Here is a 14,709-nt window from a genome sequence, read left to right as displayed (position 1 = left end):
GCGAGCGTCGCCGGCTATCGGTGCGCGGCGGGCCGTCGCAACGCGCCTGCCGTCCCATGGATGCCGCTGCCTCGCCCGCGCGTGATCGGCGGCGGGCGCGGGCCACGGCCACGTCGCTGGCGTCCCTGGCGACGGAGCTGCCGGCGGCGGAGCTGCTCGGGGCGTGGGTGGCCGGGGAGTGCCGAGCGTCCCGCCCTGAGTGCGCTGCTTGCCGTTGTGCCGCCCGCGCCGCCCGCCCGCCCGCCCGCGCTGGTCGCCGTCGTGCCGGTCGTCGGCGCGAGGTGCCAGGAAGAGCCGGGAAGCGCCAGGAAGCGGCGGTGGCGGTGGGGTGGCTGGTCGGCGGGGAATATGGCGTGAAAGTTACCTTTTGCCGAATGAAGTGAATGAATTCGCGAACGGATGCGCACCGTAGAGGGGGTGATCGCAGCCTGTACGGGTGCGTGTGCGGCGAACTTCGCAAAGCGCTCGAATGGCGCGAAGCGGCTGGTCAGGACGTGGTGGCATGTCCTTGCAAGGTATTCCTCATTAGGCAGCGAACAATCTACGGTGAGGGCAGGCCGATGGCTCCCCTCGCCAAAAAGCCTAAATAGGACCTGCCCCACGCCGATGGGGTGTTTACGGGTGTCACTGGGTAGCGTCGGGGCCGCCACCGTGACGGTCGGGAGGGATGCGTGTCGCCGCAAAGGGTGCTGGCCGGCTACTGCGGGATCATGGCTGCCCTCGTGGCGGCCAACTTCGCGCTGCCCGCGCTGCACCTGATCCTGTGGTCGGCGATCGGTCTCACCAGCGTCGCGGCCATCCTGACCGGCGTCCACCTGCACAAGCCCCGCCGCCGCGCCCCATGGTTCCTGCTCGCGGGCGCCGTCGCGTCGTTCATCACCGGCGACCTCATCGCCGATGTCCTCACGCTCGTGCTGGACAAGCGCGGGTTCCCGTCCGTCGCCGACGGCTTCTACCTCGCCGTCTACCTGCTGATCGCCGCCGCCATGGTGGGGCTGATCCGCATGGGTGTGGCCAGCCGCGACCCGAACGGGCTCTACGACGCCGTCACCGTCACCGCCGGGCTCGGGCTGCTGTCGTACATCTTCCTGATCCGGCCATACGTCGAGGATCCCGCGCTGTCGGTGCTGGAGAAGAGCATCTCCATCGCCTACCCCCTCGCCGACATCCTCGTGCTCGCCGTCGGTGCGCGGCTGATCACCGCCGTGCGGCGCGGCTCCGCGCTGCTGCTGCTGGCCGCCGGTGGCATCGGCCTGCTCAGCGCCGACGTCGGGTACGGGCTGAAACAGCTCAACGGCGTCTGGGAGACCGGCGGCCCGGTGGACCTCGGCTGGGCCACGTTCTACGTCCTGTGGGGCTTCGCGGCGCTGCACCCGTCGATGCGGGACCTCACCGAGCCCAAGGTCCACCGCGCCGGCGAGGAGCACTTCGGCCGCCTGCTCATGCTCGGCCTGTCGCTGTTCATCGCGCCGTGCGTCCTGTACTTCGAGATGCGCGGCGGCGAGGTCCGCGACGCCACGGTCATCGCCGGCTCGTCGGCGCTGCTGTCCGGGATGGTCCTGCTGCGCCTCGGCCGCGCGATCAACGTCCAGCGGCGGGCCGCACAACGGGAGCGGCGGCTGCGCCGGGCCGGTGCGGCGCTGCTCATGGCGACCGACGAGCCGGGCGTCACCGCGACGGTGCGGACCGCGATCGCCGAGCTGCTGCCGCTCGGCCGGCCGCACCGGGTCGTGCTCGCGCCAATGGGCGACACGACCGCCGCGGCCGACGGTGCCGTGTCGATGCCGTACACGCGGAAGCTGGCCCCGGCGCTCGCCGAGGAGCTCGGCGACTTCGAGGTCACGCTGTGCTGCCCCCTGGCGCCGGTGGAGGGCCGCGAGTCCGGGCGGGCGCTGTACGTCGCCGCCGACGAGGTCACACTCGTCGGCGTGCAGGAGGCCGCGCAGATCCTCGCCACCCAGGCCGCCCTCGCCCTGGAGCGGATCGCGCTCGGCGAGGAGATCGGCCGGCGCAACAGCGAGGCGTACTTCCGCACCCTGGTGCTCAACACCGCCGACGTCATCCTCATCGTCGGCGACCACGACCAGATCCGGTACGCGAGCCCGTCCGCCCACGCCCTGTTCGGCAGCGACGAGCTCGACGGCACGCCGCTGCCGATGGCGTTCGCCAAGGAGAGCGTCGTCGAGGTCGACCGGCGGCTGCACGAGCTGCGCACCCGGGGCGTCGACCGGCCCGGCGACGACCTGCGCGTCGTCGGCGCCGACGGGCGGCCCGCGCTGGTCGAGGCGACATTCCGGGACCTGCGCGGCGAGCCGACCGTCGGCGGCGTCGTCGTCACCCTCCGCGACGTCACCGAACGCAGCCGGCTGCAGGCGGAGCTGTACCAGCGTGCCACCTTCGACGCCCTGACCGGCCTACCGAACCGGGAGGTGTTCCTCGCACGCGTGCAGGAGGCGGTCAGCTCCGGCGCGGAGAGCGGCGCGACCGTCGGCGTGCTCATCATGGAGATCGACGACTTCAAGGTGGTCAACGACACCCTCGGCCACGGTGCCGGCGACGCGCTGCTCGTCGCGGTCGGCAACCGGCTCACCGAGGCGCTGCGGGCCGTCGACGGCTCCTACGGCGCGGCCGGCACCGTCGCCCGGCTCGGCGGCGACGAGTTCGCGGCCCTGGTCCGCCGGGCCGGCAGCGCCGCCGACGTCGAACGCGTCGCGGAGAAGGTCCTCGCCAGCTTCGCCGCGCCGTTCGAACTGCCGCACGGCGAGGTCACCGCGTCCGCCAGCATCGGCGTCTCCACGACCGCGGAGGCCGCCGACGCGCAGGACCTGCTGCGCCACGCCGACCTCGCCGTCTACGTCGCGAAGGACGCCGGCAAGGACCGCTGGCGGCGCTACGAGTCGTCGCTGCACAGCGCCGTCGTCGAGCGGCACAAGCTGCGCGCCGACCTGGACCGGGCGATCGCCGACGGCGCGTTCCTGCTGCACTTCCAGCCGATCGTGGCGATCAGCGACGGCCGTACACACGGCTTCGAGGCCCTCGTCCGCTGGAACCACCCGACCCGCGGCATGGTGTCGCCGGCCGAGTTCATCTCCGTCGCGGAGGAGAGCGGCCTCATCGTGCCCCTCGGCGCGTGGGTGCTGCGCAACGCCGTCGAGGCCGCCGCGCAGTGGCGCCTGCTGCACCCCGGCGAGGAGGTGTACGTGTCGGTCAACGTCTCCGCCCGCCAGTTCCGCGGCCGCGAGCAGGGCTTCGCCCGCTGGGTGCTCGACGAGATCGACCGGATGGGCCTGCCGCCGGCGAGCCTGCTGCTGGAGATGACCGAGAGCCTCCTGCTGCACGACGACGGCGACGTCACCGCCGAGCTCGCCGCGCTGCGCGAGGCCGGCGTGCGGATCGCCATCGACGACTTCGGCACCGGCTTCTCGTCGCTGTCCTACCTGCGCCGCCTCCCGGTGGACGTGCTGAAGCTCGACAAGAGCTTCATCGACACCATCGCGTCGTCGGCCGAGCAGCACGCCGTCGTCGACATGATTGTGCAGCTCGCAGCGATTCTGCAGTTGCAGATTGTAGCTGAAGGAATCGAGACATCGGCTGAACGTGATCTCCTCATGACGATGGGTTGTCATCTCGGGCAGGGGTACTTGTTCTCGCGGCCGTTGAGCTACGGTGACGCGAGTCAATGGTTGTTGGAGGAAGCGTCGGGGCTTCAACGGGGAAGTCAGACGGCGGCCTAAGCACCACGGCCCTCGGAGGATTTGTGCTCGAACACCTCGCCGCCGCTGTCGATGACGACCCCCGGTTCAGCGGTATCGCCCACCTGCGCGCCAGCAGTCGCTTCTACGACGCCGTCATCGACGAGATCGACGGCCGGCGTATCCGCGTGGGGGACCACTGGCTCACCGACTGGGCGTCGTGCAACTACCTGGGCTTCGACCTCGAGCCGCAGATCATCGACGCCGTGGAGGCGCAGCTGCGCCGCTGGGGCACGCACCCGAGCTGGTCCCGGATGCTGGGGAACCCGGCGCTGTACCCGCAGATCGAGGAGCGCCTCGCGGGCCTGCTCGGCGCCCCGGACACCCTGGTCCTGCCCACCATCACCCAGATCCACCTGTCGGTCATCCCGGTCCTGGTCCAGCAGGGCACGGTGCTCGTCGACGCCCGCGCCCACAAGACCATCTGGGACGGCTGCGTCCACGCCCGTGGTCTCGGCGCCACCTTGAAACGGTTCAAGACGATCGACGAGCTCGCCTCGCTGCTCGCCTCCGACCTGCCCGGGCCGGTCCTGGTCTGCATGGACGGCGTCAACAGCATGACCGGCAACATCCCGCGCATCGCCGAGTACCTGTCGCTGTGCCGCGCCCACGGAGCCGTGCTGTACGTCGACGACGCGCACGGCTTCGGCATCATCGGCTCCCGCACCGCCGACGAGACGTCGCCCTACGGCTCCGGCGGCAACAGCATCGTGCGCTACTTCGGCGAGTCCTACGACGACCTGGTGCTCGTCGGCGGCTTCTCCAAGGCGTACTCGTCGCTGCTGGCGTTCCTCGCGGTGCCGACGGTCCTGAAGAACCGCCTGAAGGCGTCGGCCGCCCCGTACCTGTACTCCGGCCCGTCCCCGACCGCGTCGCTCGCCACCGTCCTGGCAGGCTTCGACGTCAACGCCGACCGCGGTGACAAGCTCCGCGCCGACCTGTACCGCATGTCCACCCGGGTCCTGCAGCACGTCCGCGGCCTTGGCATCTTCACTCCCAACGTCGACGACACGCCCATCATCGAGCTGCCGATCGCCCTGGACCGCGACCTGGTCGAGGTGTCGGAGCAGCTGTGGGACCGCGGGCTGTTCGTGACCCTCGCCCCGTACCCCGGCGTGCCCCGCGACCAGGTGGGCTTCCGCGTGCAGGTGACGGCCGCCAACACCGACGCCCAGATCGACGAGCTGAACGCCGCCATCACCGACCTGGCCGCCGCCGACGTCTTCCAGTCCGCCCGCGAAACCAGCGCCAGCTGACGCTGTAACTCCCCCCACCGCTGCCGCGGCGGGGCCCGGCGGGGATTCTCACCCGCACCCCAATGCGCCGCTCCGCGACGCACTGCCCACGCTGAGACGCGAGGCAGAGCAAGCGGCGCGTGCGCGCCGCATCCGGTGGTCGCCCGCCGTGCCTTCCGTGATCCCGAATGGTTCCGGTAGCTCTGGCTACCGGAACCGCACGGGATCATGGCGGGCCTGCCGGGTTCTCCATGATCCGGTAGACCTTGTGCACCCCTGGCTGCACAACCTTTACCGGATCATGGGGTGGGCGGGTGTGGCGGCTCAGCGCTGAGCGCCTTCCGTCGCAAATCCGGAATGTCCGGCATTGGAAGCGAGTGTCGCCAGGGCGCGGTGGTTTCTCATGATCCGGAAGACCTTGTGCACCCCTGGCTGCACAACCTTTACCGGATCATGGGGTGGGCGGGTGTGGCGGCTCAGCGCTGAGCACCTTCCGTCGCAAAACCGGAATGTCCGGCACTGGAAGCGAGCGGCGCTAGGGCGCGGTGGTTTCTCATGATCCGGAAGACTTTGTGTCGCTCTGGCAGCAAAAGGTCTTCCGGCTCATGGAATCGGGCGCTGAGCAAATCCGAAATGTCCGGCAACGGAAGGGGGTTGTGTTCGGTTGCGGAGGGTTCTCGTTACTACGGGCGGCGGAGGGTGGCGAGGATCGAGTCGCGGACGGCGGAGCGGCCGGCTTCCTGGGCGCCGAGGAGGGCGGCGTCGTCGGTGAGGGTGCTGGTGGCGATCGACGTCTCCAGCGGCGCCGCCTCGGCCAGGGCGGTCGCGACCGCGGTGCTCAGGACGGGGCCGCCCGCCTGGCCGACCTCGCCGCCGATGACGACGAGCGGCGGGTCGAGGACGGCGACGACGGCCGACAGGCCGATCGCGATCCGGCCGGCGAGGGTGGTGACGAAGCTGCGGGCGGCCTCGTCGCGGTCGGCGGCGCGGGCGACGGCGGTGGCCATGGTGCCGGCGGCGGTGCGCTCCCGGATGCCGTACTCGGCGGCGAGGTCGAGCACGGCGCCGCCGCCGACGAGATCCTGGAAGTCGACGCGGCCGGTGAAGCCGCGGCCGCCGGTGACGCCGGGCAGCATCATCGGCATGTAGCCGATCTCGCCAGCGCCGCCGCGGGCGCCGCGCAGCAGGGTGCCGCCGAGGTCGATGGCGAGGCCGAGGCCCGCCTCGCCGAGCCACAGCAGGGCGAAGCTCTCCGCGTCGCGGCCGGCGCCGTGGGCGCGTTCGGCGACGGCGGCCAGGTTGACGTCGTTGTCGACGCCGACGGGGACGCCGAGGCGGCGGCGCAGGTCGTCGATGAGCCCGGGGCGGCTCCAGCCGGGGACCTCCACGTGGTGCAGGACGTCGGTGCGCGGGTCGAACGACCCGGCGACCGCGATCTGCACCTGCGCGACGGGGTCCGGCGCGATCCTGGCCTCCTTGCACACGTCCTGGACGGCGTCCACGACGGCGGAGACGGGGTCGGTACGGGTGAAGTCCACAGCCAGGTCGAGCCGGCCACGGACGGCGCCCGCGAGGTCCGTGACCGCGGCCGTGACGGCCGGCAGCGACGAGTCGGACGTCTCGCCGAAGGTCCGGTCGCGCACGGACAGCGCGACGGAGTACGCCGCGTCGGGGTTCACCGCATACACCTCGGCGTTGGGGCCGGGGCCGGCGCTGACGTAGCCGACGACCGTGACGAGCTTCGCCTCGGTGAGCCGGCGCAGCGCCTCGGAGATCGTGGGCTTGGACAGGCCGGTGAGCTCACGCAGGTCTCCGCGCGTGAGTGGGCCGCGTTCGAGGACATGACTCAGGGCCGCCGCGTCGTTCATGGCCCTGAGCAGCTTGGACGATCCGCCGAGGTGCGTCATGGTGGCTCGAACCGTATGGGCGTCCGTCGGCGGGTGTCAATCGCCACGCGCGGTCGGGTGGCCGTCACTTAAGCTCACTAACGGGGCAAAGCGACGAAAAGCGGGTCAAGAGGATGACGGTCGATCCGGAGCTGCTGGCGGCGGCGCTGGACCAGCTCGGCACCGGGCTGCTCGTCACCAGCGCCGATGGCACCGTCGTGGCGGCCAACCAGGCGACCCGCGACCTCCTCGGCGAGCAGGCGACCGGGAAGAAGGTCGGCGACACCGTCGCGGCGGCGATGGCGGCCGAGGACAGCGGGCGCTGGTCGCCGCGGCCCGGGCTGGTCGTCGAGTGGAGCTGGAGCGGCCCGCTGCTGCCCGGCACCCCGCACGAGGGGCGCTGCCTGGTGCTGCGGGACGTGTCGCACCGCATCGCCGACCGGGCCAGGCTCCGCCGGCAGAACCGGGCCCTCGCCGAGCTGGTCGCGATGAAGGCCGAGTTCACCGCGGCCGTGTCGCACGAGCTGCGCACCCCCGTCACGTCGATCGCCGCGATGTCGGAGCTGCTCGGCGAGGAGGTGACCGAGCCGGATCCCCTCGCCGCGCCGGTCGCGGCCGTCGCCCGAAACGCGCAGCGGCTGCTGGGCCTCATCGACAACGTGACGGAGCTGGCCCGCATCGAGAACGCCGCGCCCACCGGTACCGGCGAGAAAGTGCAACTGGAGAGGATCGTCGCCGAGGCGCTGGCCGGCTGGACCGGTGCCGCGAAGGCCGCCGCCGTGCACCTGACCGCCCACGCCGACCCCGACGCCACGGTGCAGGGCGAGCGGGTGCTGCTGCGCCGGCTGGTCGACGCCATGATCGGGATCGGGCTCGCCGCGGCCGAGCCGGGCGCGCTGCTCACCGTCGGCGTCACGGCCACCGGCAGCGGCTGGCGGGTCACCGTGCCCATCGGCGGCCGCGGCGGCGACCGGCTCTTCACGTCGTCCCCACTGACCGGCGACGGCGTCCGGCACGACTCGACCGCGCTGATGCTGTGCCGCGCCATCATCGCCCGGCACGGCGGCCGGCTGACCACCGATACAGACCCGGAAGGCGCCACGGTGCTGGCCGCGCATCTGCCCGGTTAACAGGCATGGAAGACTGCGGCACCATGCTGCACTTCGTATGGGGCATCGACGTTCCCGGCACCGGGCCGCTGCGCGAGGAGCTCGTCGAGAAGCACTGGGCGTACATGGACGGCTACGTCAAGGAGCTCACCGCCCGCGGCCCGACGCTGAGCGAGGACCGCAGCGAGGCGACCGGCAGCATCCACATCGTCGACCTGCCGGACCTGGCCGCCGCCCGGGCGTTCGCGTTCGACGAGCCCAACTACCGGGCCGGCGTCTACGATCCCGTCCTGCTGCTGCGGTACGAGGACACCCTCGGCGGCACCATGTGGCAGCACGCCTCCGGCGAGGGCTCCGGTTTCCTGCTCATCGGCCACGCCACCCCCGGCGCGTCCCCTTCCGCCGCCGTGCCGCCGAGGCCGGGCACCCTGGCCCGCGGCGAGCTGTTCTCGCACGACGACGGCGGCTGGCTCGGCACCGCCGTGCTGGTCGAGGCGTCGCGGGCTGACGGGTCGTTCCTGCCGGACGGCTACGAGGAGGTCGAGATCCACCCGTGGCAGATGGGCGGCCGCCGGTAGCGGCTCCCAATCCTGCGGATCTTGCCGCGGACGTGTACGGTGCCGGTCGATTGCTTCAACGCGAGGGGAGCGCGGGTGCCATGCACATCAACGACTTTTTGAGCGCGATCCCGATCGGTCTGCTCATCGGTGTCCTCGGCCGGCTGGTCCTGCCGGGCCGCCAGTCGATCGGCCTGTTCATCACGTTCCTCATCGGCGTGGGCGCGGCCCTGCTCGGCACGCTGGTCGCCGAGCTCGTCAACGTCGACGACAAGGCCCTCGTGAAGCTCTGGAAGATCGAGTGGAGCTGGTGGGAGCTCGGCATCCAGGTGCTGTTCGCGACGATCGGCATCGGGCTGGCCAACATGCTGACCTACACCAGGCTCGCCTCCGGCAACCCGAAGCCCCGCAAGCGCGCCAGCCGCCCCCGCCGCCGCAAGAAGGCCGAGGACTAGGCGGGCCTGGGCAGGCGCTGCGGGGCCGGCGCCCACCCGTCGTCCGGGCCGGTTTCCTCATCCCGAGGGGTGGTCGATGCCGGTCCGGCGAGGGACGTTGGATGCATGGACAGACCAGTGGTCGCCGGCGTCGACGGGTCCATGGCGAGTCTCGGCGCGGTCCGGTGGGCCGCCGACGAGGCCGCCCGCCACGGGCGGACGCTGCGGATCGTGCACGCGATGAGCTGGGAAGGCCACGCCGACGGGCAGGGGATCGTCCTCGACGCGGCCGACGACGCCCGGGCCTGGCAGCCGGGCATCTCGGTGGAGACGGTCACGGTGGGCGGCCGGCCGGGCCGGGTCCTGCAGGAGCAGTCCCGGTCCGCGAGCCTGGTGGCGATCGGCGGCAGGACGCACGACGGCGGCCAGCTGAACTCGTCGGTCGGCGCCCAGCTCGCCGCGTACGCCCACTGCCCCATCCTCGTCGTCAACCGCGGCGAACGCTGGATCCCCGAGTCCGCCGCCGGACCCCCGACCCCCGAGCTGCCCGAACCCAGCCAGTTCCTGAGCATGCCGGAGCTGTCACCGCACTTCGGCAGCGGTGCCGGTCACGCCGCGGCCGGGAACGGCCAGACGAGGTACGGGCTAGGGCCGGTCAGCGCGGTCCCGCGCCGCGGCGTGCGGCATGTCGGTGGCCGGCCCGGCCCGGACCTGGCCGGCCCCGGCGCCGACCCGATGACGGCCCTGCCGGGCGCCGCCCCGGTCGTGGTCGGCGTCGACGGCTCACCGTCGGCCTGGCGCGCGCTCGAGTTCGCCTACGACGAGGCCCTGTCCCGGCACGTCCCGATGGTCGCCCTGCACGCCGGGCGGGCCCGGTCGCACGCCGCCGTCCACGCCGAGCTGACCCCGTGGCTGCGCGGGCACGGCGACGTCGACGCCAGCTTCGCCGGCTCCGACGAGCCGGTCGTGGAGGCCCTCACCGGCGCCGCCGACTCCGCCCTGCTGCTCGTCCTGGGCGCGCACCGGGACAGCTGGTTCGAGAACCCCCGCCCCAACCCCCGCACCCAGCTCATCGTCCATCACGCCGCGAGTCCGGTCCTCGTCACCCGCAGCGTGTGACCATCCCCCCGCCGCGGACCGCCGGGACGGTCGGACGTCAGGCGCTGGGAGTCATGATGACGAGGCCGAGGCACATCTCGTCGCTGGTGCCGTCGCCCCAGACCACGTAACGGGGCGCGGTGCCCTTCAGCTGGGGCAGCTGGCCGCGCAGGGCCGCGTCGTGGGTGCAGGTGACCCGCAGCGTGTCGCCCGGCTGCAGCACGACGGGCTTGGCGAGCGGGTGGATCGCCTGGTCGTCGAAGTTGTACCGGGGGACGTCGAGCAGCGTCTGCGCGCCGGCCCGGCCGGGGTTGAGCTCGATCTTGATGGACCGGCCCAGCAGGTGCATGTGGCCGGCCACCGCGTACACCGTGGACCTGCCGGGCACGGGGCGGTCGCAGTGCTGGGTCGGGCCCGCGGCCGGCGGGGCGCCCTTCGCGCACAGCCGCAGCAGCCGGTCGGCCTGGCCGCCGATCTCCTCGCCGAAGCGCTTGCCGACGTCGGCGACGGCCGCGGCGCGGTCGCACAGCGGGCCCGACTCGGCCGGCGTGCACGGCAGCTCGATCGGCGCCGGCAGCAGCGACGTCTGCAGCGGTGTCATCGCCGAGGTGGTGTCGTTGAGCCGCAGGCGGATGCTCGACCGGTCCGCGCCGCCCGCCGGGCCGCCGGTGGCGAGCAGGTTGTAGTGGATCTGCATGACGATGAGGCTGCCGGGCGGCATCTGGTAGCCGAGGTCGGGCGCGAGGAGCGTCTCGTTGGCGCCCGGTGCCCAGGACGCGACCCACGTGTCGCCTTCTACGCCCGAGTCGCCGAAGCACGTCCAGCCGTCGCCGGGCGTGCCGGCGTCGAGTCTGCGGGCCTCGTCGGCGGAGCCGGGCGCGATGCGGAAGAAGATCGCGTGGTGCACGATGTCGGCGTTCTGCGGCAGGAACTGGCCGCCCGTCAGGTACGCCTCGCTCGTCAGCTTCGGGTCGACCAGGAAGCACCGGTACTCGTCGGTGCCGCCGTTGGGTGCCTTCGGCGTGTACGACGCCGGCATCGACAGGCTCTGGAAGCGTTCCCCGGCCCGGAGCGGCTCGGCGGGCGGCGCGGAGAGGTGCCCGCTGTGCGCCCCGCTCGCCGGCGCCGCGGCCGACGGTGCCGATTCCGGGTCCTTCGACCCGCCACACGCCGCGAGCAGGACCACCGCCGCGAGCGCGACCAGTCTCTTCATCGTTGCCTCCCCGTGGACGGCGCCGGTTATGAATCGATGTTGATGATTCTCTCCGGATTCGGGCGACACATCCGGGGTTCTCCCTGATAGTGCCCCTCGGGGTCAATCGACTCGATGGGTAATGGTGGATGAGGACTTCTTGCGGCACTATGTGGAAACTTTGCCGCCGAAAGTCGAAAACTGAGGAGGACCGGCGATGGTTGTTGCGCCGGAACGGGTGGTCGTGCGGTTCGAAGGTGACGGCGCCGGCACCGGGCCGCTGTCATGGGGGCAGCTGGAGAACTGGTCGGCGATCGTCAAGCAGGGCACCTGGCTGCCGCTCGGCGGGGTCCGGCCGCTGCCCGAGGGGACGACGCTCGACGAGGTCGTCGACGAGGTCCGGTACCTGATGGGCCGCTACCAGCCGATGCGGACCCGGGTGCACACCGGCGCCGGCGGCCGGCCCGAGCAGGTCGTGCACGCGTCGGGCGAGCTCACGGTCGAGGTCCACGACGTCGGTACCGACGCCGACAATGACGCAGGTGGGACCGGCGCAGGACCGGACAGCGCGGATCTGGTCGCCGCGGCCGTGCACGAGCGGCTCAGGGACACGCCGATGGACTTCGCCGCCGAGTGGCCGGTGCGGTACGCCGTCGTCCGGCAGGGCGGCCGGCTCACCCACGTGGTGCTGCTGGTGAGCCACTTCGTCACCGACGCCGCCGGGGCCGTCACGATGATGACCGAGGTCGCCGCCCGCACCGCCACGCCGGTCGCCGGGCTGCAGCCCCTCGCGCAGGCCGGATGGCAGACGTCACCGGCCGGCCGCCGACACAACGAGCACGCCCAGCGCCACTGGGAGCGGATCGTCCGGGACGTCGACCCGGTCAGGTTCCCGCCGCCCGCCGAGGTGGTTTCGCCACGGTACCGGCAGGGCGAGCTCACCTCCCCGTCGCTGCCGGCGGCGGTGCGGGCGATCAGCGACCGCAGCGGCGTCGAGTCCGCGACGGTGCTGCTCACCCTGTACGCGGCCGCCCTGCACGGCGTCCTCGGCGTCGACCCCGTCGTGATCCGGCCGATCACCAGCAACCGGTTCAGGCCCGGCCTCGCCGACGTCGTCTGCACCCTCGCGCAGGCCGGCCTGTTCCGCATCGACGTCGGCGGCGGCTCGTTCGAGGACCTGCTGCCCCGGGCGGGCCGGGCGGCGCTGTCGGCGTACAAGTACGCGTACTTCCACCAGGCGGAGATGGCCGACCTCGTCGACCGCGTCGGCCGCGAGCGCGGCGCGCCGATCGAGCTCGGCTGCTACTTCAACGACCGCCGCGGCGCCGGTCCCGCCCCTGACGCGCCGGCGGCGTTCCGGTGGGTGGCCGCGCAGGAGGCGCCGACGTTCGAGCCGCTGTTCGTGCACGTCGACGACGCGACCAGCGACGGCGCCGAGGCGTTGCGGCTCACCGCGTACCTGGACACGGCCCACGTCACCCCGGCGTCCGCGGCTGCGGTCCTGCAGGCGATGGACGAGCTCGCGTCGAAGGCCGCCGCCCTCCAGCCCGCGGCGCTGTAGGAACGCCCGCCGGGTGCTCGTGGAGTCCTTCGTGGCGACTCGACGCGGTGGCGGCAGGCGCTTCCACCCGGCCGCTGCGGCGAATTCCGTGGCGGCCGTCGCGGGGCTTCCGCGGCGACCGGGGTGGGGCTTCCGTGGCGACCGGGGTGGGCTTCCGCGGCGGTCGTTGCGGGGCTTTCCGTGGCGGCCGGGGTGGCGGGGCGGTCAGCTCCAGGCGGCGGGTGCGGTCCCGTAGGACGGGGGCAGGCGGGGCCAGCTGAGCGGCACGCCGTCCAGCGCGCCGGGCGGGGCGACGCCGGTCCAGCCGTTGCCGAGCGGCACCAGGTGCGGCGCGACCGGCGTCTCCACCGGTGGCGTCCCGTCGAGCGGCGCACCGATCAGCCAGGCGGCGGTCCGGGCCAGGGACACCTCGACGTGCGCGGCGACCCCGGTGCGCGCCCGCTCGGCGAGGGCGGTCAGGGCTCCGGCGGCGACGAGGTATCCGGTCGCGTGGTCGAGCAGCTGGCACGGCAGCGCCCCGGGCCGGCCGGACGCGTCCCTGGTCAGCCAGCCGATCCCGGTCGCGACCTGGACCAGGCTGTCGAAGCCGCGCCGCGCGCCCCACGGCCCGCCGGTGCCCCACGCGGACAGCGTCACCACGACCGTGCCGGGGTGCCGCTCGGCGATCTGGTCGGCGTCCAGGCCGAGCCGGCGGAGGGCGCCCGGCCGGTACCCGGTGACGAGCACGTCGGCGCCGTCCAGCAGCCTGTGCAGCGTCGCCGGGTCCTCGCCGGCGTCCAGCAGCGCGCTGGCCTTCCCGAGGACCCCGTCGACGGCGAGCCCGGGCAGCTCGGGCCGCGCGGGGTGGTCGATCCGTAGGACGTCGGCGCCGAGCGCGGCGAGCATCCGTGTGCCGACGGGACCGGCGATGACCCGGGTCAGGTCGAGGACCCGGATCCCGGCGGCCGGCAGCGACCCTCGCGCACCGGTGCCCTCCGGCCGCCCGGTCGCGGTGCCGAGGGGCGTGGTTCGCACCAGCGGGCCGGCCGGTCCCGGCAGTTCGCCGGGTCGGCGGGCGGCGACGGCGAGGCCGCCCGCTTCGTACACCAGACGCTCCACCATCAAGGCGGGCATTCCGGCGATCGTCTCGGCCACGCTCTCCACATCCGCGCTTTCCGCTTCGAGGGCGGTGAGGAGTGCGGCGCGGTGCCACGGGTAGTTGGCGTGGGTGCGGACCCAGCCGTCGGCGGCGGGCCACAGGCGCGACAGCGGCGCGAACCCGTCGATGCCGCGCCCCTGCGGGTCCCGCAGCAGCGCCTCGGCGCGGACGGCCGCGGCGACGTGCCCGGTGTCGAGGGAGACGGCGGGGCGGTGGCCGGTGCGCGCCTCGGCGAGGTCCGCGGCCGCCTCCAGGCACATGGTCACGGCCGCGGTCGCGCACCCGGCGACGGCGAGGGGCGCCGCCAGTACAGCAGGAACAGCGGGACCGGAGATCTCAACGCTCACGGTCGCCATTCTCGCTCGACGCCGCCGCGCGGGCGGGTGCATGCTGACGGGCACGATGGGTGCTCTCGACATGGTCGCCGCCCGGGTCGCCGGCGGCGCGACGGTGCAGTTCCGGCCCAGCGGGTCGTCGATGGTGCCGCTGGTGCGCAGCCGCCAGCTGGTGACGGTCAATCCGGTCGACCCGGCGCTGGTCGAGGTCGGCGACATCGTCCTGGCGAAGGTGGCCGGCACGGTGTACCTGCACCTGGTGTCCGCTGTCGACGCCGCGGGCCGCCGGGTGCAGATCAGCAACAACCGCGGCCGGGTCAACGGTTGGACCGGCCACGCCAAGGTGTACGGCATCTGCGTCTCCGTCGACGGCGTCCCCCGCCCGCGCACCGCCGGCAAGAGCCTTCTCTGA

At 73.0% G+C, this 14,709-nt stretch carries 11 protein-coding genes; 8 read left to right on the top strand and 3 right to left on the bottom strand.

Features of this window, described 5'->3' with window-relative positions; translation table 11 throughout:
* Positions 1-671: 671 nt before the first annotated feature.
* Positions 672-3,734 carry an EAL domain-containing protein gene (locus tag ABZ321_RS19000; protein WP_354892752.1) on the top strand — a complete coding sequence of 1,021 codons (3,063 nt, stop codon included), beginning with the start codon at positions 672-674 and terminating at the stop codon, positions 3,732-3,734.
* Positions 3,735-3,757: 23 nt separating this feature from the next.
* Positions 3,758-5,008 (top strand): pyridoxal phosphate-dependent aminotransferase family protein, encoded by a 1,251-nt coding sequence (locus ABZ321_RS18995; RefSeq protein ID WP_354892750.1) that lies wholly within the window; start codon positions 3,758-3,760, stop codon positions 5,006-5,008.
* 662 nt (positions 5,009-5,670) lie between these two features.
* On the opposite strand, the gene ABZ321_RS18990 is transcribed toward ABZ321_RS18995, so the two are convergent.
* Positions 5,671-6,894: an ROK family transcriptional regulator gene (locus tag ABZ321_RS18990; protein WP_354892748.1), complete on the bottom strand. Its 1,224-nt coding sequence runs from the start codon at positions 6,892-6,894 to the stop codon at positions 5,671-5,673.
* A gap of 113 nt (positions 6,895-7,007) precedes the next feature.
* Between ABZ321_RS18990 and ABZ321_RS18985 the strand changes: the two genes are divergently transcribed.
* The 4 genes from ABZ321_RS18985 to ABZ321_RS18970 all read left to right on the top strand — a co-directional run bounded on the left by ABZ321_RS18985 (position 7,008) and on the right by ABZ321_RS18970 (position 10,092).
* Complete coding sequence (locus ABZ321_RS18985; RefSeq protein WP_354892745.1) at positions 7,008-8,003, top strand: PAS domain-containing sensor histidine kinase; 996 nt, start codon at positions 7,008-7,010, stop codon at positions 8,001-8,003.
* Positions 8,004-8,026: 23 nt separating this feature from the next.
* Entirely contained in the window at positions 8,027-8,560 is a 534-nt protein-coding gene (locus tag ABZ321_RS18980) for a YciI family protein (RefSeq protein ID WP_354892742.1), read from the top strand.
* Positions 8,561-8,640: 80 nt separating this feature from the next.
* Positions 8,641-8,994 carry a GlsB/YeaQ/YmgE family stress response membrane protein gene (locus ABZ321_RS18975; RefSeq protein WP_344498082.1) on the top strand — a complete coding sequence of 118 codons (354 nt, stop codon included), beginning with the start codon at positions 8,641-8,643 and terminating at the stop codon, positions 8,992-8,994.
* Positions 8,995-9,099: 105 nt separating this feature from the next.
* On the top strand, positions 9,100-10,092 hold the full coding sequence (locus tag ABZ321_RS18970) for a universal stress protein (protein ID WP_344498084.1): 993 nt from the start codon (positions 9,100-9,102) through the stop codon (positions 10,090-10,092).
* A gap of 37 nt (positions 10,093-10,129) precedes the next feature.
* Here ABZ321_RS18970 and ABZ321_RS18965 read toward each other — a convergent pair whose 3' ends face one another.
* Positions 10,130-11,284, bottom strand: coding sequence for a monooxygenase (locus tag ABZ321_RS18965; protein ID WP_354892738.1), 1,155 nt, complete (start codon positions 11,282-11,284; stop codon positions 10,130-10,132).
* A gap of 196 nt (positions 11,285-11,480) precedes the next feature.
* Between ABZ321_RS18965 and ABZ321_RS18960 the strand changes: the two genes are divergently transcribed.
* On the top strand, positions 11,481-12,824 hold the full coding sequence (locus ABZ321_RS18960) for a condensation domain-containing protein (RefSeq protein WP_344498088.1): 1,344 nt from the start codon (positions 11,481-11,483) through the stop codon (positions 12,822-12,824).
* A gap of 204 nt (positions 12,825-13,028) precedes the next feature.
* On the opposite strand, the gene ABZ321_RS18955 is transcribed toward ABZ321_RS18960, so the two are convergent.
* Positions 13,029-14,309, bottom strand: coding sequence for a CoA transferase (locus ABZ321_RS18955; protein WP_354892735.1), 1,281 nt, complete (start codon positions 14,307-14,309; stop codon positions 13,029-13,031).
* Positions 14,310-14,364: 55 nt separating this feature from the next.
* Here ABZ321_RS18955 and ABZ321_RS18950 point away from each other — a divergent pair, with 55 nt between their 5' ends.
* On the top strand, positions 14,365-14,709 hold the full coding sequence (locus ABZ321_RS18950; protein ID WP_354892732.1) for a hypothetical protein: 345 nt from the start codon (positions 14,365-14,367) through the stop codon (positions 14,707-14,709).

Source organism: Dactylosporangium sp. NPDC006015 (assembly GCF_040614215.1).
Lineage (GTDB): Bacteria > Actinomycetota > Actinomycetes > Mycobacteriales > Micromonosporaceae > Dactylosporangium > Dactylosporangium maewongense.
The sequence above is the reverse complement of the archived record's forward strand: the minus strand, read 5'-3'. Positions and strand labels throughout refer to the sequence as shown.

Bases quoted from the DNA above. Each gene is read 5' to 3' on its own strand.
- ABZ321_RS18950 (WP_354892732.1), top strand. From the start codon at position 14,365: ATGGGTGCTCTCGACATGGTCGCCGCCCGGGTCGCCGGCGGCGCGACG.
- ABZ321_RS18965 (WP_354892738.1), bottom strand. From the start codon at position 11,284: ATGAAGAGACTGGTCGCGCTCGCGGCGGTGGTCCTGCTCGCGGCGTGT.
- ABZ321_RS18975 (WP_344498082.1), top strand. From the start codon at position 8,641: ATGCACATCAACGACTTTTTGAGCGCGATCCCGATCGGTCTGCTCATC.
- ABZ321_RS18960 (WP_344498088.1), top strand. From the start codon at position 11,481: ATGGTTGTTGCGCCGGAACGGGTGGTCGTGCGGTTCGAAGGTGACGGC.
- ABZ321_RS18985 (WP_354892745.1), top strand. From the start codon at position 7,008: ATGACGGTCGATCCGGAGCTGCTGGCGGCGGCGCTGGACCAGCTCGGC.
- ABZ321_RS18970 (WP_344498084.1), top strand. From the start codon at position 9,100: ATGGACAGACCAGTGGTCGCCGGCGTCGACGGGTCCATGGCGAGTCTC.
- ABZ321_RS18980 (WP_354892742.1), top strand. From the start codon at position 8,027: ATGCTGCACTTCGTATGGGGCATCGACGTTCCCGGCACCGGGCCGCTG.
- ABZ321_RS18990 (WP_354892748.1), bottom strand. From the start codon at position 6,894: ATGACGCACCTCGGCGGATCGTCCAAGCTGCTCAGGGCCATGAACGAC.